Here is a 17,823-nt window from a genome sequence, read left to right on the forward strand (position 1 = left end):
AAGTTAAATGGGTTAAGAGGTGCTCAAATGCCAAGGCGAATCGGTGATTGAACATCGGCAGAGGTTTCTATTTTTAAGCATTGCGTTTAAACTTCAGGGCATCAAATAGTAAGAGTAAGTAACATGACCCAAGATTACGACCACGAAGAGTATTTAGAAGGCGAAGAGATTGAGATCGAAGCGATTGGCATCGATGTTGATGCGCATCCAATCGAACTGTACAAGCTTTTTAAAATCGCAAACTTGGTCAGCGGTGGCGGCGAAGCAAAACATATCATCGAGGAAGGCTACGTCGCGGTGAATGGTGAACTAGAAACACATAAGCGCCGCAAGATGTATGATGGTGACTTTTTTGAGTTTAACCAGGAATATTATGTTGTGGTTTGCGATGCGCCAGTAACCGAACCTGAAACGGCAGAGCAAAAAGCAGAAAAGAAAGCGAAGAAAGAAGCGCAATCTGCACGTAAAGAGAAATCTCGCCAAAGCAAGCCAGCTAAAGGCTCTGGACCTAAGTCAACAGGCCGAAAAGCAGCGCATAAAGAACGTAAAGCGCAGAAAGAAGCGTTGTCTCAGTCTGCTAAGAAAGGCAAAAAAGAAGACAAACCGCAAGCCACTCGTGATCCGAAGAGCGGTCGTAATTCTATTGATTTTTTCTAGGGAAATGAACGCTTAACTAAATAAGTGACATCTGAGTAAAACTAAGAAGCGCCGAGCATATTATATCGGCGCTTTTTTGGTTTCACTGTGCTGTAAGTGGGCAGTGTTAATGCACAGTCGTCTCGATGTTTAGGCTATCTGTCCAGTGATGAATGGCGCAAGGCTTTCCTAAGTAAAAGCCTTGGTAATAATCCAAATTAAGTTGATACATAGCTTGTAGCTGCACGTCTTCTTCAACCCCTTCTATAATGACTTTTGCTCCCATATGATCCGCTAGATCAACGGCGCTATGTATGGAAAAGGTTTCTCCGGCGCAGTAGTCTAGCAAATAGGAACGATCGATTTTGATGATGTCAGGGCAGAGCTGCTGAACACGTGCGATATCAGAATGTTGGGCGCCAAAATCATCGATAGCAAAGATAAAACCATTTGCTTTCATTAACTGTACGGCTTTGATTAATAAATCCGTATTTCCGCATGACTCTTCGACTACTTCAAAAACGACGTCTGATGGGCTCATACCAAGTTCGGAAAGGCGTTTGTAAAGCAGACCGTTATCTTTAAAGCCCATGTCTTTGGTTAGTGTGAGTAGCGTTTGAGGCATGACGTTAAGAAACAGTTTGATCGGCGTCCCCGCGAAATAGCGTGCAAAATTTCGAATGTGCATTGCTCTGGATAAAAACTCTACACATAAGCGAAAGTAGGGATCAAGACCATTATTGGCCAGAAACACGTCAGGACGAATTAGGGAACCATCAATGCCACGAATACGCAGTAAGGCTTCCATACCAATAATACGTTGGCGTCTATCAAAAATTGGCTGATAAACACTGTGAAAAGTGAATTGATTGAGAACTACGTAATATTCACCAAGATTATCTTGTTTTATGTATCGCTCGTAGTCGGATTGATTCTTTAACTCCATGAAAAACGCCGAAAATTTAGCATCTTGCCAATGTAACAGGGTGCAATTCTGATTTGAAGAATCAAATGTGCCTAATTACATATGCGGTTGAGTTAATTTGAAATGGCTTCCGATTTTGCTTCAATATGGCGAAAAATAAGTGACAGACCAAAACAAATTAAGAAGTAAGCAAGGCCGACAATCAACCAAATTTCAAATATATACCCTGATGAATTTGCCATCTCTGTCCCAACAAACGTCATTTCTTGTATCGAAATCAGTGAAACAATAGAGGTGTCTTTCACCAAAGAGATGGTTTGACCGGCAAGTGCAGGTGTTATTGATTTAAGCACCTGTGGCGCGATAACAAATCGGTATTTCACCCACCGAGACAAGCCCAATGAGTCAGCCGCTTCCCACTGACCTTGGTCGATACTTTGTAAACCACCGCGCACAACTTCTGCAATGTAGGCAGAAGAGAGTAAGCCGACGCATAACACGCCAGAGGCAAGGTTTTCCCAAAGGTTAGAAGGCCCAAACAGAAAGCGCTGTAGCGCATTTGGTTCGCCGTTGTAGTTTCGTAGAAGATCTTCCAAACCGAGCAACGGGATCAATTGGTTCGAAATGAAAAAGTAGAAAATAAAAACAAACACCAACGGAGGGATGTTTCTCACTAACTGGATAAACGCATTGGCAGGTGTGCGCAACCAAACGGAACGAGAGAAGCGTGCTAAGCCTAACAAAGTGCCAAACACTAATGCGAAGCTGATGCCCCAAATACTGAGCCTTAACGTCGAAATCAAACCTTGGAAGAAGTAGGGCAAACCACCATCTGCTCTAGGCGTGAAAAGTAATTCAAGCGCCTCTTTCCACTGCCACAAATAATGCACACCAACAGCGGACCGATGGTACAGCCAAACACCACCGATACCGCACATAACAAGTAGTACCCAGTCTAGTGTGTTTAATTGCGGTAAAAGGTAGCCTGTGCTGGATTTCGCGGGTGCTGTGCGAGTGGTAGTGTGTTCGCCCAAAAATTTGACTCCGATAAGTTATGGAAAAGTAAAATGGATGATTGGAGAGTATAGGCTCGCGGCGTCCACGAGCCATTTAGATTACTGGCCTTGCGCGACTTGATCTTGCCAATCTAATGTCGAGAACCAGTATTCATAACGTTGTTTTAACCATCCATCTTGGGTTCTTGCTTCAATCCATTTATTGAAAAAGGCCTTTTTATCTTCTTCCCCCAAGCGAACTGCAAAGGCTTCGTTACCTTGTGATAGTCGCTCAGAGAATGGAAGGAATAGTTTGTCGCTGTGTTTCACTGTCTCATGTTCTGGTTTTGGGCTAGAAGCAATGACCGCGTGGGCGTTACCATTCAGCACCTCTTGGAACGCTTGCGCGTCGTCATCAAATTGCAGGATCTTCGCTTTCGGGAAGGTTTCTCTGGCTACTTGAACGGTGAATGCGCCGCGACGAGCCGCAATTTTTACGCGTCGTGAGTCAAAATCCGAAAATTCGCTAAAACCAGAGGCGAGTTCTTTGTTTGCTGCTACTTGAACGCCTGAGTGCGAGTAGGGCTCAGTAAACAAGACGCTTCTGGAACGCTCAGGCGTAACAGACATGCCACCGATGATCACGTCGAACTTTTTCGCCAGTAGTGCGGGAATAATGCCATCCCACGCAGTCGGTACGAATTCCACTTTCAAACCTGAATCTTGTGCTAAGCGTTTGGCAACATCGATTTCAAAACCGATTAACTCACCTTGCTTGTTACGCATTGCCCAAGGTACAAATGTTGACATACCAACGCGCAAAGTGCCTCGTTCTTTGATTTGATCTACATTGGGTGTGGCGACATCTTCTTTCGCGATTGTAGGCATAGCGATGGCTAGCCCTAATAATGCAGTAATGGTCGCTTTGAATAACTTCATGTTATCTCCTTATAATTTGCGCCAACTGGCTCCGAGTTTGTGTTCTAGCCATGCAGACAAGCCAGAAAGTGACAGAGTGAGAGCAAGATAAATTGCTGCCACGGTGAACCAAATTTCGAACGGCATCGCCGTCTCTGAGACGATGTTGCGTGCCTGTGTTGTTAGATCAAAAATCGCCATCACGCTTACAATGGAAGAGTTTTTGATCAAAGAAACCACTTCATTGGTTAATGGCGGTAATGTGCGCTGTAAAACCTGAGGCAAAATTACGTCTTTGTAGGTATAAAACGGTGATAGCCCGAGAGTTTGTGCTGCTTCGAATTGCCCTTTAGGAATACTGTTTAAACCTGCACGGAATATTTCCGCGGTGTAGGCACCTTGGAAAAGGGACAATGCCAAAACGGCGGTGCTGAATCGGTCCAAACCAATCGCGGGGCCAAACACGAAGTAGAGTAAATAGATTTGCACCAACAACGGCGTGTTACGTATTACTTCGACATAAGTGGTACCAATAACATTGCCGACTTTCGAATCGCTAAGCCTTAGTAACGCGGTAACCAACCCTAATACTAAGGTAAAAAATAGACTAATAGCCGAGATGTTAAGCGTTACCAATAGCCCATCAATAAGTTCTGCCGGCCACCATTCGCCATCTTCATAAAAAGCGATGTAATCAGGTACGCGCTCCCATTGCCATTGATAGCCCATAGCGTCGGCACCAGAGTCCAACACCCACACAATCGCGATGAAGAGGAGCGTCATTTGCAGTATAGCTTGAAGGACAGGTTTGATTACGCGAACTATCATCAGTAACTTAAAATTTGGTTCAAAAATGCTTGGGTGCGTGGATGCTGTGGTGTCTCAAATAAGGCGACTGGAGAGTTCATTTCCACGATTTGGCCTTCATCCATAAATACCACGCGGTTCGCTACTTTTTTGGCAAATCCCATTTCATGCGTGACGCAAATCATCGTCATTCCGCTTTGAGCCAGCTCAACCATGACATCCAACACTTCGTTGATCATTTCCGGATCAAGCGCCGAAGTTGGCTCGTCAAACAGGAGTAAATCCGGTTCCATACACAAGGAGCGGGCAATCGCGACGCGTTGCTGCTGACCGCCAGAAAGCTGGATAGGGTACTTACTCGCTTGCTCTTCAATATTGACTCGCTTTAGGTAATGTTTTGCGCGTTTTTCAGCTTCTTGTTTTGATAATTTGAGTGTGCGAATCGGCGCTAAGGTGAGGTTTTCCAGTACAGTCAAGTGAGGAAAAAGGTGAAAGTGTTGGAACACCATGCCGATTTTACCGGGCTTGAGAGATTTTGCGTGAGAAGGCTGGTCGAACACATGAAGCTGGCCTTCTTGAATCGATTCAAGATGGTTGATGCAACGAATGAGCGTTGATTTTCCGGAACCTGAAGGGCCACACACCACGACGATCTCGCCAGAATGCACGGAGAAGTTGATGTCTTTTAGAGCGTGGTAATCGCCATACCACTTATTTACGTCGCTAAACTCAACGACGGGAGTATTCTCTTTCAAAGGGGCACGCTATAACGGAAAAATATCCTTTTACAATAGCAAGTTGTGCGCGTAATTTCATTAAGAATAAGCTAATGTTTAGGCGATGATTTTAAGACTCTATTCAGATCGATTACAAGATACATCCATGTTTCTTTAATGCTGGTGCTGTCTAGAGTCTATAGTATGACTAACTCAGTTCAACGAGATACGGATAACGAACAACAATCGCAACAACAGACATAACCATTAGTGTCTGTGCAGAATAGTAGGTCACCATGACAACTTGTCGTGAAAATATTGACCGTCCACCAAAGCGTTCGAAAGCCAATACGATGCCAGAGATAATAAAGATAAAGCTTCCGAGCACTGCAAAGGAGGAGGATTGTGTTTTCCCACTCAAATAATACTCGATCGAAGCCCAGCACATAGTCATCAGTACCAATATATAACTGGCAACTGGCCGTTTCTCTTTACCGAGATCCGGTCGGAACAACCAGTAGACGCATATACCCAGTCCGAACAAGGCAATTGGGAGCCAAGGTGTAAAATGCCACGCTGACATGATGGCAAAACCATAACTATAGGAGAGATGGGCAGAGCAAAAGAGCACTAATCCTGTAATGAACTTGTCTCTAGGGAGCATTAATAACACGTCACCAAGCAACGAGAGCGATAAGCCAATCAAAATCCAATGCGCATATGGCATTGGGTAAGCCGGGGACTGAATTAAAATACCAAGCATACAGAGCACTGGTAATGGTTTAGAAACGTAAAAGAGCCATTTAGAGCCTTTACGGATACTGATGATATGTATGAATGCTAATACGACAACAACTAGCCACATAAAGTGTTTTCTCGAACAGACAAAATTATGTAGTACATCACTACAACAAATCAAAACTTAATTAACGAGTTAACTCGTTCTTTGATCTCAATTATTTTTATTTGTGTAAAGCTGGACAGTTGTCTCTTTACTAACCAACACGGCCGATTTTTTGTCTGGAGGGAATCGTTGTTTTTAGAAGCCTCCTCGTTTTGAACGTGATGTGGCTTACAAAATAGCATAAAAAAACGGTATTGTGACTGTTAAGTCACAATACCGTTAAACCCTAGGAAGGGCAGTGAAGAGTTGTTGCAGTTATGAGACAGCTAACTCTAAGATTTCTCGGCTACGTTCAAGTGTGATCGCCTGGTTTTCACCTAAAACAGTCATGCCGTGTTTGTTTAGTTGATCAATGATGGCATCGATAGCTTGTTCACGGCTCTCACCATAGTTTTCGAGCTTAGTTGCGACATCAAGTTGATGATAAAACGCTTCGATAGCTTCGATTGTGCGCTCTGCTAAATCCTCACCTGCTTCAAGACCAAATACGTTGCGACCCATTTGTTCTAACTTAGGGCGCTTAAACTGCATTTGGTTACGAAGTAACGACGGTTGGACAATTGCAAGAGAACGCGCATGATCAACGCCCCATAGAGCCGTTAATTCATGGCCGATCATATGTGTCGCCCAGTCTTGTGGAACGCCACTACCAATTAACCCATTCAATGCTTGGTTAGCAGACCACATTAAGTTTGCGCGCCACATATCGTCGTCTCGTTCCGCAAACTGTTCTCCGAGTGTTTTTAAAGTTTTCAGCAGTGTTTCTGCGTAACCATCTTGAACCATTGCACCGGTAGGAAGCGTCAAGTATTGCTCACATACGTGCACCCATGCGTCAACAATGCCGTTGATAAGCTGGCGTTCTGGCAGTGTTTTCATTACATCTGGGTCTAACACTGCAAATTTTGGCTGCACTGCTGGAGACATGAACGGAAGTTTGTCTTGAGTTTCTTTTTTAGTGATAACTGCGCCCATGTTTGACTCTGAGCCTGTTGCTGGCAATGTCAAAATTGCAGCTAGAGGCGTCGCTTCAGTGACTTGGTGCTTACCAATCATGATATCCCAACCATCACCATCATACTTTGATGCCGCTGCTACGTATTTGGAACCATCGATGACTGAACCACCACCTACCGCTAGAATAAAATCAACACCATGCTCTTTTACCATTGCGACTGCTTTATCGAGTGTTTCTTTGGTTGGGTTTGGTTCAACACCTGAAAACTCTAGCCATTCATGTCCCTCAAGAGCTTCTGCTACTTGGTCGTACACGCCATTTTTTTTGATGGAGCCACCACCGTATACCACTAAAACTTTTTGGTCGGATGGGATAGCTTCTTTGATTGCTGCGATTTGTTTTTGACCAAAGAAAATCTTGGTTGGGTTTACATAAGAAAAGTTCATTATTAGCCCTCTTGCTTCCAGTGAAGGAGATTGAATACATGCATATTAGTCCTGATTAATGATGGTTAACAGGTCGATTTCTGCAAATAATTTGCCTATTTCTACAAAATTAATGCTCTTGAGCTAGAAAGTTAAAGTCGAGAGGAAGTATAGTGCTCGAAACGATAATAGAGACCAAACTCGTTGGTCATTGATGGAGCGCTCTAATGCACACTCTCGCAAATATCATGCAGCAATATGTTGAAAAGCAGGGGCTGCATGACCTAGAAGGTATGAAGAAAACAGCGATAGATGGCGTATGGTTTTATCGCAGTAGCAAAGGGAATCATCGCCAGCCGTTTGTCTATCAGTCCGGCATCATCGTATTGGGTCAAGGGCATAAGAACATTCATATTGGTGATACACCAGTGCAATATGGGCCCGATGATTACCTTGTTGTCGGGGTTCCCATGCCACTAGAGTGCGAAGCGTTTGCGACAAACAATGAGCCTTTACTTGGCATTTCGATAGATATTTCGCCAACGCTTCTTCATAAACTCGTTAAAAAATTAGAGGCTGAGAAATTCAGTAATAAGTGTCTGGATGCAACCCGTTGCGGCCTTAAGTCGGTACGTATGAATGAAGGTATGTTGGATGCGTGCAAGCGGTTAATGAAAGCAATGTGTAACGAGCTTGATGTCATCATGCTTGGCGAGCTGCTTCTTGAGGAAATTGTGTATCGTACTTTGGTGAGCAAAGAGGGGTATGTTTTATTTGACCTAGCACATCAAGAAGGTTCTTACGCGAGGGTAGCTAAAGCACTAAATCGTGTACATCAAGCGTATCACGAACAGTTGAACGTACAAGCATTGGCTGAAGAAGCCAACATGAGTGTGTCTGCTTTCCATCAAGCATTTCGCAATGTCACGCTTGAATCTCCGTTGCAATATATTAAGAAAGTTCGACTTAACAAAGCGCGCGAATTGATCCAGTTAGAGGGGCGACGTGTTAATGATGCAGCGAGAATGGTCGGGTACACGAGCCCATCACAGTTTAGTCGCGAGTACAAGCGGCATTTTAATGAAACGCCAAGGTCAACAAAGGCTTAGTGATCTTTATTTCAAAATGGCGACTTTTTTTACCTTTTTTATTAATTTGCGAGTGACATATTTATTTGAGTTATAAAATTAGTTACTGGTGCCAAATAATAGGTACGTTGTTGCAATCATTTAGTGGATTGTTGCGAGGCGGTGTGGAAAACTCGTAAATAGATAGTGTGAAATCACCAACTTGTACTTAAGTTATTTTACGTCGAAATAAAAGTATAGATGCGCTTCGTTTAGCGCATTTAGTATTGTTTTAACAATAACTTAAGGAAGAGCGATTATGCACCTTAAAAACGGCAACGCAGTGAAAAACGTGTTCACACTAAGCACACTCACCGCTTCTTGTCTTATGGCCTTCAATAGCTACGCAGCAGTTGACTGTGCCCCTCTAGAAACTTGGCAATCATCAAAAGTTTATAACGGTGGCGACCAAGTTCAGCATGAAGGTAATGCTTATAAAGCTCGTTACTGGACGCAAAACAACAATCCAGCGCAATCTGGTGAGTGGGGCGAGTGGGAAACACTTGGCGCTTGTGATGGCACTGGACCGGTTGATCCACCTCAGAATGAAGTCCCGACGGTTACTCTGACATCGCCTTCTGCGTCGGCTTCTGTGACTGCGGGTGATGTTGTTAACCTAGCTGCAGATGCGGCAGATACTGATGGGACTGTTAGCAAAGTAGAGTTCTTTGTTGATGGTGTATTAGTTGGTCAGGCAACGTCTGCGCCGTATGCTGCATCGTGGACAGCAACTGAAGGACAGCACGAGTTCTCTACCAAGGCCTATGACGATGCAGGTGCCGTTAGTACGGCAAGTGTTGTGACGTTAACTGTGGCATCAGCGCAACCTGGTAACGAAGCGCCGACAGTGGATGTCGTGCTTTCTGCGAGCTCTATTGACCTGGGTGGTTCCGTAACACTGACTGCAAATGCTACGGATGCGGATGGTACCGTTGCTAAAGTTGATTTTTATGTTGCAGGTGTGCTTGCTGGCACTGCTACAACAGCGCCATACACGCTGGATGTAACCCCTTCACAAGCTGGCTCATTAAGTGTTTATGCGAGAGCAACCGATGATGCTGGAGCAACAGCAGATTCTGCAATTGCGACGTTAACAGTAAACGGCGGCGCAGTGACATCTAATTGTCGTCCTGATGGTCTTTATCAAACAACGGGTGTAGATGTTCCTTACTGTTCTATTTATGACGAAGAAGGCCGTGAGAAAATGGGGGCTGATCACCCACGTCGTGTAATCGGCTACTTCACCAGTTGGCGATCAGGTGACGACCCACAATCGACTTACCTTGTTAAAGACATTCCTTGGGAACAACTTACTCACATTAACTACGCGTTTGTGAGCATTGGTTCTGACGGCAAAGTAAACGTTGGCGACGTAAATGATCCTAACAACCCTGCTACAGGTAAAACTTGGCCAGGCGTTGAGGTAGATCCCGCTCTTGGTTTTAAAGGTCATTTTGGTGCACTAGCAACTTACAAGCAAAAACATGATGTTAAAACGCTAATCTCGATTGGTGGTTGGGCTGAAACGGGCGGTCACTTCGATACGAACGGCGATCGTGTAGCTGATGGTGGCTTCTACACCATGACGACGAATGCGGACGGTTCTATTAATCATGCTGGTATTGAGAAGTTCGCAACTTCAGCCGTTGAAATGATGCGTCAGTACAAGTTCGATGGTCTGGATATCGACTATGAATACCCGACGTCAATGGCTGGTGCTGGTAACCCTTACGACAAAGACTTCATGGAACCACGTCGTCAGTATTTATGGGCGTCTTACCAAGAGCTGATGAAAGTATTGCGTGAGAAACTTGATGCGGCATCCGCGCAAGATGGTATTCATTATATGCTGACTATCGCAGCACCATCTTCAGGTTACTTGCTACGTGGGATGGAAACCTTCGATGTAACTAAGTACCTAGACTACGTAAACATCATGTCTTACGACTTGCATGGGGCTTGGAATGATCACGTTGGTCATAACGCGGCTTTATTCGATACAGGTAAAGACTCTGAGCTAGCGCAGTGGAACGTATACGGCACTGCTGCATACGGTGGTATCGGTTACTTGAACACAGACTGGGCTTACCATTACTTCCGTGGCTCTATGCCAGCAGGTCGTATCAACATTGGTGTTCCTTACTACACCCGTGGTTGGCAAGGTGTTACTGGTGGCGACAATGGCCTTTGGGGCCGAGCGGCACTACCAAACCAAGCAGAGTGCCAACCGGGCACAGGTGAAGGTGAGAAGAACAACTGTGGTCACGGCGCTATTGGTATCGACAACATGTGGCATGATACCGACCCTAAAGGAAACGAAATGGGCGCTGGTTCTAACCCAATGTGGCATGCTAAGAACCTAGAAAACGGTATTTGGGGCTCTTACGCAGCTGCTTACGGTCTCGACCCTGTCAACGATCCTTCAGATAAGTTTGTTGGTACTTATACCCGTCATTACGATAGCGTTGCTGTGGCACCTTGGTTGTGGAACGCAGAGAAGAGCGTATTCCTATCTACGGAAGATAAAGCTTCTATCGAGGTGAAAGCCGATTACGTTATCGATAAAGAGATCGGCGGTATCATGTTCTGGGAACTAGCCGGTGACTACAACTGTTACGTACTGGATGCAAATGGTAATCGTACGGCAGTAGATGCCACTGAACAAGCTTGTGCGGCGGGTAATGGTGAATACCACATGGGTAACACTATGACCAAAGCTATCTACGACAAGTTTAAGTCTGCGACGCCTTACGGTAACAAAGTAGCGACTGGTCCAACACCAACTGAAGCAGTAGACATTACTGTTAGTGTTGGCGGCTTCAAAGTTGGCGACCAAAACTACCCAATTAACCCGAAAATCACGTTTACAAATAACACTGGTCAAGCGATCCCTGGCGGTACTGAATTCCAATTCGATATCCCAGTATCTGCGCCGGACAATGCGAAAGACCAATCAGGTGGTGGTTTGAAAGTGATTGCTTCTGGACATACTCGAGCAAACAACATTGGTGGCTTAGATGGCGTAATGCACCGTGTGTCGTTCTCTCTACCAGCATGGAAAGACTTGCCAGCGGGCGGCACTTACGAGCTTGATATGGTTTACTATCTACCAATCTCTGGTCCTGCTAACTACTCAGTGATTTCTGGTGGTAAAGAGTTTGCGTTTAAGTTTGAACAGCCAGATCTACCAATTGGTGATCTCAATGCGGGCACGGGTGGTGGTACCACTGAACCAGGTACGTGTGATACGACAGGTTTAGTGACATACCCAGCTTTGCCACAAACGGATTGGGCAGGTAATCCAAGCCACGCTAACCAAGGTGATAAGATCATCCACAACGGTGTGGTTTACCAAGCGAACTGGTGGACAGCGGCTGAACCGGGTACAGATGGTAGCTGGTCAACGGTATGTAACATCTAATTATTATGGATTATTTGTCATAGCCTAATGTTTACAGGCACTTAAACAAAAGCGCACGATGATTATCGTGCGCTTTTTTGTTGTGATAGTTTGTCGTTTAATCGAATTGGTAACTTTCAGGTATGACGACAATACCTTTGTCTGAGATTTTAAATCGCTTCGCATCTTCAAGTTTGTTGATGCCAATTTGAGTATGTGGCGGAATACGAACATGTTTATCAACTATGCAGTTGACCAACTGACTTCCTTCACCGACTTCCACGTCATCAAAAATTATGGAATCGACTACCGTTGCACTGTCTTGGATGCGTACATTAGAAGAAATAATGGAGTGCTGTACTGAGCCGCCGGAATTGATGACACCGGTAGCAATGATGGAGTTAATAAAAATACCTTCATTACCCGTAGCCGACGATACAGTACGAGCTGGTGGAAACTGCGGCTCGTAAGTACGAATCGCCCAATTGGACTGATAAAGGTTCATTGGCGGCACAGGTTCTAGTAGATCCATATTCGCTTCATAGAAGGAATCAATGGTACCCACGTCGCGCCAATAGCAATCTTTATCGACGCGCCCTTTACTGCCACAGAATTGATAGGCGTAAACGGATTCGGTATCAATCAGCTTAGGTATGATGTCTTTTCCGAAGTCATGGCTTGATGAATCGAGTTTTGAGTCTTCTTCAAGCGCTTCTTTCAAAACATCCATATCAAAGATATATATTCCCATAGAAACGAGGCTTCTGGTCGTGCTTCCTGGAAGGGTAGGAGGGGTTTCAGGTTTCTCTATAAACGAAGTAACGAGCCCGTTTTCTGCGGTGCCCATTACACCGAATGCTGAAGCATCCTCTACGGGAACATCCATACAGGCAACGGTGAGCTTAGCACCTTTCTCTTTATGCTCTTCAAGCATTGCGGCGTAGTCCATTCGATAGATATGATCGCCGGATAACACAACCACATACTTTGCATCATTTCGCGATAGCAACCACATGTTGTGATAAATCGCATCGGCGGTTCCTTCATACCATGCACCACCTTTGCGCATTTGTGGCGGAACAGCAGTGATGTACTCGCCTAGCTCTGGATTGAATATCGACCAGCCGTCTCGTAAGTGTTTTTGAAGTGAATGAGATTTATATTGGGTTAAAACAAGGATCTTGCGTAAACCCGAATGTAAACAATTGGTTAGTGTGAAATCTATAATTCTATATTTTCCGCCAAAAGGCACGGCTGGCTTGGTTCTGTCATCGGTGAGTGGGCTGAGTCTAGACCCCATCCCTCCTGCTAAAATTACGGCGAGTGCGTCTTCCATAGTATTCCCTTTCCCTTTTCTGACATGCATCAAAACGGTGCTAACCTGAAGGAGGTGGTATGCAACGCAGAGGTTTTGAAAAGCATGTGCTAATGTGCTTATTAGTGAAAAGTCTACTACAAGAATCGAGCCATAGAATATCTCCTTAAAAATCAAGGAGGTTAAAATTTCACTGTAAGACAACTGCACCATATTAGTGAAGCGCTAAATAGCCCGTGCATCAAATTGGCGCAAAATTGTAGAAAGGAGAAGTCAACAAGTATGGATTTACAATGTAAAGTGGCGACAAAACAAGAAGATAAATAGGGTTTTCTAGCTTAATAACTATGGCCAAACAAGGCTTAGGGTTAGCGTCTTAACTCTAAAGGTGTAAAACAGGCGTGTTGATGTAAGGCAGGAGAGCTTTGTATCAACGATTCAAGAGTAGAAGGCCTGAGACAACTCTTTTCACAGTTGTTGAGAGTGAGTGGATAGGTAAGTAGACCACTCACTCAATGAATATGCTCACTTCACTGATAGCGATACGTTATCACTGCACTAAGAGAGACCGACGATATTTCCTCCATCATCAAGATCTAAGTTCATAAATGCGGGTTTATCAGGTAAGCCTGGCATCGTCATCACGGTACCAGATAATGCATAAACGAATCCTGCGCCCGCACACAAGCGCAGCTCGCGGATTGGGACGGTAAAACCAGTTGGTGCGCCTTTGACTGCGGAGTCTGTGGTTATCGATAATGGTGTCTTCGCGATGCAAACCGCTAAGTTGTTAAAACCTAGATTTTCAAAATGGTTGAGCTGTTCAGTCGCGATAGGAGTCATTTCTATATTGGTTGCGCCATAGCCCGCTTCACATACTGCCATGAGCTTTTCGAGTAATGATTGCTCTTTGTTGTATAACGGACAAAACTCTACAGGCGTGGTACACGCATCAATAACATGTTGAGCTAGTTCCGTTGCGCCTTGTCCGCCTTGCGAAAAAGCGGTGCTGATGGCTACTTTAACTTCGGGATTAAATTGGTGAATCAGATCTTCAAGAGCTTTAAGCTCTTTCACACAATCTTGTGGAAACTGATTAATGGCAACGACAGCAGGTAAACCGTATTTATGAACGTTATTTATGTGCCATTTTAAATTTTCAAACCCAGCCTCCAATGCTGCTTGGTCCGGATTAAAAATGGAATCTGGAATAGCCATACCTGGTCGTAAATCGTAGTGTCCAGAATTCGCTTTGAGGCCGCGTAATGTTGCTACGATCACTACACAGTCCGGGGCTTTGTTGGCGGCAGCAGCTTTAATGTTACACGCTTTCTCGAATCCCATATCCGAACCAAAACCGGCTTCAGTTACCGTGTAACCTGATAGTTTTAGCGCAATATCGTCCGCGATAATGGATGAATTTCCATGGGCGATGTTTGCAAATGGACCTGCATGGATCAACGTAGGAACACCTTCTAGAGTTTGCATCAGTGTTGGTGCAATCGCCTCTTTTAGTGTTACTGCCATTGCTCCTGCAACTTGTAGATCTTCCGTAGTGACGGGGTTTCCGTTCAAATCGTACGCTACGACAATTTTCCCGATACGTTGACGTAAATCTTTTAAATCTTTGGCTAGTGCAATGATAGCCATTAACTCGGAAGCTGCTGAAATATCGAACCCTTCGTCACGCTCGAAACCATTGATGGTTTTTCCTGCATCATTGAGGCCAATTTTGACTTTACGTAGTGCACGATCATTATGGTCCATCACTCGTTTCCAAGTAATACTGGCCGTGTCGATTTTAAGTGCTCTTAACCCGGTACGTGCTTCAAAGGCATCATAACCTTCGCGTTGCTCATGGAACAAGCGAGCGTCAAGAGCGGCTGAAGCAAGGTTGTGCGCCGCTGTCACTGCGTGAATGTCACCAGTAAGGTGTAAGTTTAACTCTTCCATTGGAGCTACTTGAGAATAACCACCGCCCGCTGCGCCACCTTTAATACCGAAGACGGGTCCCATCGAAGGTTGCCTTATACATGCAATAACAGATTGATTAAGCTTTGCTAAACCTTGCGCCAATCCTATCGTCGTAACGGTTTTTCCTTCGCCAAGAGGAGTCGGCGTGATCGCAGTGACGAGTACAAGTTTACCGTCATCATTTGCTTTGAGTCGTTCCAAACATTTTGGGTGGACTTTGGCTTTGTGCTTCCCGTGAGTGTCATACTCTTCGGGCAATAGTCCTACTTTTTCCGCGATAACATCAATAGAAGAAAGTGGTGTGTTTCGGCAAATTTCGATATCTGACTGCATGGAGAATCCCCAAAGTGGCACACAGGTAGCGTTGAAAAACTACCTGAGTTATAACGAGTATTATTGTGAGGCAAAGGTCTGCTTGGTGATGGTACTGTTTCGGTTAGGCTTGTAAAGAGTTTACTGCTTCGTATTGTGCGACATACTAACAAAATCTACTCGTTACAGTGCTAGATAAAAACAAAAAGGCCACCAAATGGTGGCCTTGATATATTTTCAGCTTTAAAGCTGTCGTTTTAACGATCCCAATAAGTCTCTTCTAAGCTATCTTCTCGTTCAGGAAGCGCTCGCGATAGGCGAGGAGAGTGCTGCGTCAACACTTCATAGCTTACTCGGTTTGCGTATTTACAGATCTGAGAAAGCGAGGAGTAGGTTAAGCATCGTACTTCGTGCTTTTCTGAGTTAGGCACTTCTTTTTGGTGGAAAGAGTTTGCTGCCATGTCATGCAGTAAGGCTGAAAGGGCTGCATCACCTGCACCATTAGTGTTCTTAATCTCTAATGGTCCACCAAGGTAAGGGCCGATGTGAGAGTAGACCTTCATTGGGTTTTGACAGTCTTCTTTACGCATCGCACGACTAAACTCGTACTGGTTAAAGGCTTCGAGGGAGCTTTCAAGGATGTCGTGTGTGGTTTCTCGTTTTACTTTCTCGTCGGTGTAACCAGCCATGTACAGACCATTTGGTCCTGCCGTACACAGTACGAGATCAACCCATTCAAGTGCTTTATCAGCAGCAGCTAGCGGCTCTGTTTCACCTGTTAGCGCCGCACCTTCTTCTTCATTCATAGCGACAACAGAAATGTTTTCGCGAATGTATTCTTGCCACCACTGTGCGTTGCCTTCGATAACGTACTTCGTCCCTAACGTAAGTACAACAGGGACATCGTGCTTCTTAGCAAAGTCGATCGCTCTTTGTACCGCTTTAGGCATTGGATCTTCTTCTTTACCACGCATTAGGTAAGAAGAAACAACCAGGGCTGATGCTTTCTCAAAGATCTCTTCAGGAATGCTTTCCGGAAGTAGTTGATTCATATGACCTTCGTTGATAGCAAATGTACGCTCACCGTCTTGAGAAATTAGGGTGTAGCAGCGACCAATAGGGCCATCTACCGTTTGTAAATGGTTAAGGTTCATGCGTGAAGACGTACGGCAAAGGTAGCGGTAAGCAAAAGAACCGACTTGAATGTTCTTAGACATCACACCGAGCAAAACGGATTTGCTATCGGCTAAAACTGAGTAGTTGTGAAGAGTATTGCCAATCGTGTCACCTGGGTATTGGTGTGTGATCAGGCCTTGCTCAACCAGTTCTTCGTAAAGAGCATCTGCTTTGCTTTCTTCAAGAACGAGCGAATGTCCTTTACTCAGGTTGTATTTCTCTAAAAACGCGTCATCTACACGTGCTTCGATATCTACAATGGTTTGACCGACACCAACAATAGTTGGGCGATATAGCTTAGGTGCCTGTCGGATTTGGTTTACTAATGGATCTCGAGCGTGAGTTGGGAAGTAGTGTTTAGATTTACGCTGACCAGGAAACTTCATGCTTGTTCTTGAGTGAGAAAAAAAAGAGGCGGGATTGTATCACAAAAAAATGAAAATCGTGGCGATTTATTACAAAGAAGTCTGCTCGCTGAAAAAATCAGCGAGCTGAGTAAATAGCAACCAAAGCAGCTGCAATTTATGACGCTTGTCGTATTGCAATGGGTTGTTTTTTAAACTTGTTGCTCAGCAGCGCCCGGAAAGAGCCTGCTCCGCGCTAACTAAATTTACCCGCGTTACTTTTTCACTTCAGTTGGCTCAACGTAAGCCTGGGTACCCCAAAGTGGGACTGTCGAAAGGCTATGCTTAAAACTACCATCGGTCTCTTTTGTTGTATAAGACAAGTAGAGTAAGGTTTGGTTATCGGCATCATAAATACGGCGAACCTTCATTGTTTTGAAGAAAATGCTTTTTGACTTCTTAAATACAATTTCACCGGACTTACTCTTATCTATTTTTGCAATCATTTCCGGTGTGATTTCGCCAGTCTGACGACATGATATTGAGCTATCACTTGGATCTGCTAAGCTGAAATCCGCTTCGATAGAGGCGATGTGACATGTGACACCTGTTACCACCTCGTCTTTCAACTCACCGACTTTGATGTCTTTCAAAGTAAACCAACCGAGCCCCACGTCAGCAACATCGTTATCTGAACAACCAACTAGAGTAGTAGCAAGCAATGCACTTAACAGCATCTTTTTCATTATTTTTGTCCTTAACTAGGAAAGATATTGATGAAATCTATCAGAGGTTTGCACCTAAAACAAAATTTAGCCACGGAAAGGTCTATGTGCGCTAGGTTTGTTGCGGGCTTCATGCTAATGTACTGCTCTAAACGAAGGTATCAAG

14 protein-coding genes are annotated in these 17,823 nt (G+C 44.6%); 3 read left to right on the plus strand and 11 right to left on the minus strand.

Features of this window, described 5'->3' with window-relative positions; translation table 11 throughout:
- Positions 1 to 123: 123 nt before the first annotated feature.
- Positions 124 to 657 (plus strand): RNA-binding S4 domain-containing protein, encoded by a 534-nt coding sequence (locus tag R7070_RS03110; RefSeq protein WP_318141089.1) that lies wholly within the window; start codon positions 124 to 126, stop codon positions 655 to 657.
- 106 nt (positions 658 to 763) lie between these two features.
- Here the strand turns inward: R7070_RS03110 and R7070_RS03115 are convergent, their stop codons facing one another.
- The 7 genes from R7070_RS03115 to R7070_RS03145 form a co-directional block, all read right to left on the minus strand.
- Complete coding sequence (locus R7070_RS03115; RefSeq protein ID WP_005386068.1) at positions 764 to 1,582, minus strand: EAL domain-containing protein; 819 nt, start codon at positions 1,580 to 1,582, stop codon at positions 764 to 766.
- 92 nt (positions 1,583 to 1,674) lie between these two features.
- Positions 1,675 to 2,595 carry an amino acid ABC transporter permease gene (locus R7070_RS03120; RefSeq protein WP_017820957.1) on the minus strand — a complete coding sequence of 307 codons (921 nt, stop codon included), beginning with the start codon at positions 2,593 to 2,595 and terminating at the stop codon, positions 1,675 to 1,677.
- 81 nt (positions 2,596 to 2,676) lie between these two features.
- Positions 2,677 to 3,495, minus strand: coding sequence for a transporter substrate-binding domain-containing protein (locus R7070_RS03125; RefSeq protein WP_064369266.1), 819 nt, complete (start codon positions 3,493 to 3,495; stop codon positions 2,677 to 2,679).
- A 9-nt stretch (positions 3,496 to 3,504) separates the two neighbouring features.
- On the minus strand, positions 3,505 to 4,302 hold the full coding sequence (locus tag R7070_RS03130) for an amino acid ABC transporter permease (RefSeq protein WP_213914864.1): 798 nt from the start codon (positions 4,300 to 4,302) through the stop codon (positions 3,505 to 3,507).
- Positions 4,302 to 5,036, minus strand: coding sequence for an amino acid ABC transporter ATP-binding protein (locus tag R7070_RS03135; protein ID WP_053307675.1), 735 nt, complete (start codon positions 5,034 to 5,036; stop codon positions 4,302 to 4,304). The genes R7070_RS03130 and R7070_RS03135 overlap by 1 nt, the downstream gene beginning before the upstream one ends.
- 169 nt (positions 5,037 to 5,205) lie before the next feature.
- The gene (locus tag R7070_RS03140) at positions 5,206 to 5,862 is read right to left on the minus strand and encodes a lysoplasmalogenase (RefSeq protein WP_005376394.1); all 657 of its coding nucleotides are present in this window, start codon (positions 5,860 to 5,862) and stop codon (positions 5,206 to 5,208) included.
- A gap of 294 nt (positions 5,863 to 6,156) precedes the next feature.
- Complete coding sequence (locus R7070_RS03145) at positions 6,157 to 7,305, minus strand: iron-containing alcohol dehydrogenase (RefSeq protein WP_054700944.1); 1,149 nt, start codon at positions 7,303 to 7,305, stop codon at positions 6,157 to 6,159.
- 206 nt (positions 7,306 to 7,511) lie between these two features.
- Between R7070_RS03145 and R7070_RS03150 the strand changes: the two genes are divergently transcribed.
- The gene (locus R7070_RS03150) at positions 7,512 to 8,393 is read left to right on the plus strand and encodes an AraC family transcriptional regulator (RefSeq protein ID WP_005376392.1); all 882 of its coding nucleotides are present in this window, start codon (positions 7,512 to 7,514) and stop codon (positions 8,391 to 8,393) included.
- A gap of 277 nt (positions 8,394 to 8,670) precedes the next feature.
- Entirely contained in the window at positions 8,671 to 11,832 is a 3,162-nt protein-coding gene (locus R7070_RS03155) for a chitinase C-terminal domain-containing protein (RefSeq protein WP_256900068.1), read from the plus strand.
- Between the two features lie 97 nt (positions 11,833 to 11,929).
- On the opposite strand, the gene glgC is transcribed toward R7070_RS03155, so the two are convergent.
- The 4 genes from glgC to R7070_RS03175 all read right to left on the minus strand — a co-directional run bounded on the left by glgC (position 11,930) and on the right by R7070_RS03175 (position 17,678).
- Entirely contained in the window at positions 11,930 to 13,147 is a 1,218-nt protein-coding gene (gene glgC / locus R7070_RS03160; RefSeq protein WP_017820952.1) for a glucose-1-phosphate adenylyltransferase, read from the minus strand.
- 537 nt (positions 13,148 to 13,684) lie between these two features.
- On the minus strand, positions 13,685 to 15,433 hold the full coding sequence (locus R7070_RS03165; protein ID WP_256900067.1) for a formate--tetrahydrofolate ligase: 1,749 nt from the start codon (positions 15,431 to 15,433) through the stop codon (positions 13,685 to 13,687).
- Between the two features lie 236 nt (positions 15,434 to 15,669).
- Entirely contained in the window at positions 15,670 to 16,974 is a 1,305-nt protein-coding gene (locus tag R7070_RS03170; RefSeq protein WP_005376376.1) for an inosine/guanosine kinase, read from the minus strand.
- A gap of 233 nt (positions 16,975 to 17,207) precedes the next feature.
- On the minus strand, positions 17,208 to 17,678 hold the full coding sequence (locus tag R7070_RS03175) for a CreA family protein (RefSeq protein WP_005376377.1): 471 nt from the start codon (positions 17,676 to 17,678) through the stop codon (positions 17,208 to 17,210).
- Between the last annotated feature and the right edge of the window lie 145 nt (positions 17,679 to 17,823).

The sequence above is a fragment of the Vibrio sp. 1557 genome (genome assembly GCF_033340175.1).
Taxonomy (GTDB): domain Bacteria; phylum Pseudomonadota; class Gammaproteobacteria; order Enterobacterales; family Vibrionaceae; genus Vibrio; species Vibrio alginolyticus.

Bases quoted from the DNA above. Each gene is read 5' to 3' on its own strand.
- R7070_RS03175 (WP_005376377.1), bottom strand. From the start codon at position 17,678: ATGAAAAAGATGCTGTTAAGTGCATTGCTTGCTACTACTCTAGTTGGT.
- R7070_RS03110 (WP_318141089.1), top strand. From the start codon at position 124: ATGACCCAAGATTACGACCACGAAGAGTATTTAGAAGGCGAAGAGATT.
- R7070_RS03140 (WP_005376394.1), bottom strand. From the start codon at position 5,862: ATGTGGCTAGTTGTTGTCGTATTAGCATTCATACATATCATCAGTATC.
- R7070_RS03155 (WP_256900068.1), top strand. From the start codon at position 8,671: ATGCACCTTAAAAACGGCAACGCAGTGAAAAACGTGTTCACACTAAGC.
- R7070_RS03130 (WP_213914864.1), bottom strand. From the start codon at position 4,302: ATGATAGTTCGCGTAATCAAACCTGTCCTTCAAGCTATACTGCAAATG.
- R7070_RS03170 (WP_005376376.1), bottom strand. From the start codon at position 16,974: ATGAAGTTTCCTGGTCAGCGTAAATCTAAACACTACTTCCCAACTCAC.
- glgC (WP_017820952.1), bottom strand. From the start codon at position 13,147: ATGGAAGACGCACTCGCCGTAATTTTAGCAGGAGGGATGGGGTCTAGA.
- R7070_RS03145 (WP_054700944.1), bottom strand. From the start codon at position 7,305: ATGAACTTTTCTTATGTAAACCCAACCAAGATTTTCTTTGGTCAAAAA.
- R7070_RS03115 (WP_005386068.1), bottom strand. From the start codon at position 1,582: ATGGAGTTAAAGAATCAATCCGACTACGAGCGATACATAAAACAAGAT.
- R7070_RS03125 (WP_064369266.1), bottom strand. From the start codon at position 3,495: ATGAAGTTATTCAAAGCGACCATTACTGCATTATTAGGGCTAGCCATC.
- R7070_RS03165 (WP_256900067.1), bottom strand. From the start codon at position 15,433: ATGCAGTCAGATATCGAAATTTGCCGAAACACACCACTTTCTTCTATT.
- R7070_RS03150 (WP_005376392.1), top strand. From the start codon at position 7,512: ATGCACACTCTCGCAAATATCATGCAGCAATATGTTGAAAAGCAGGGG.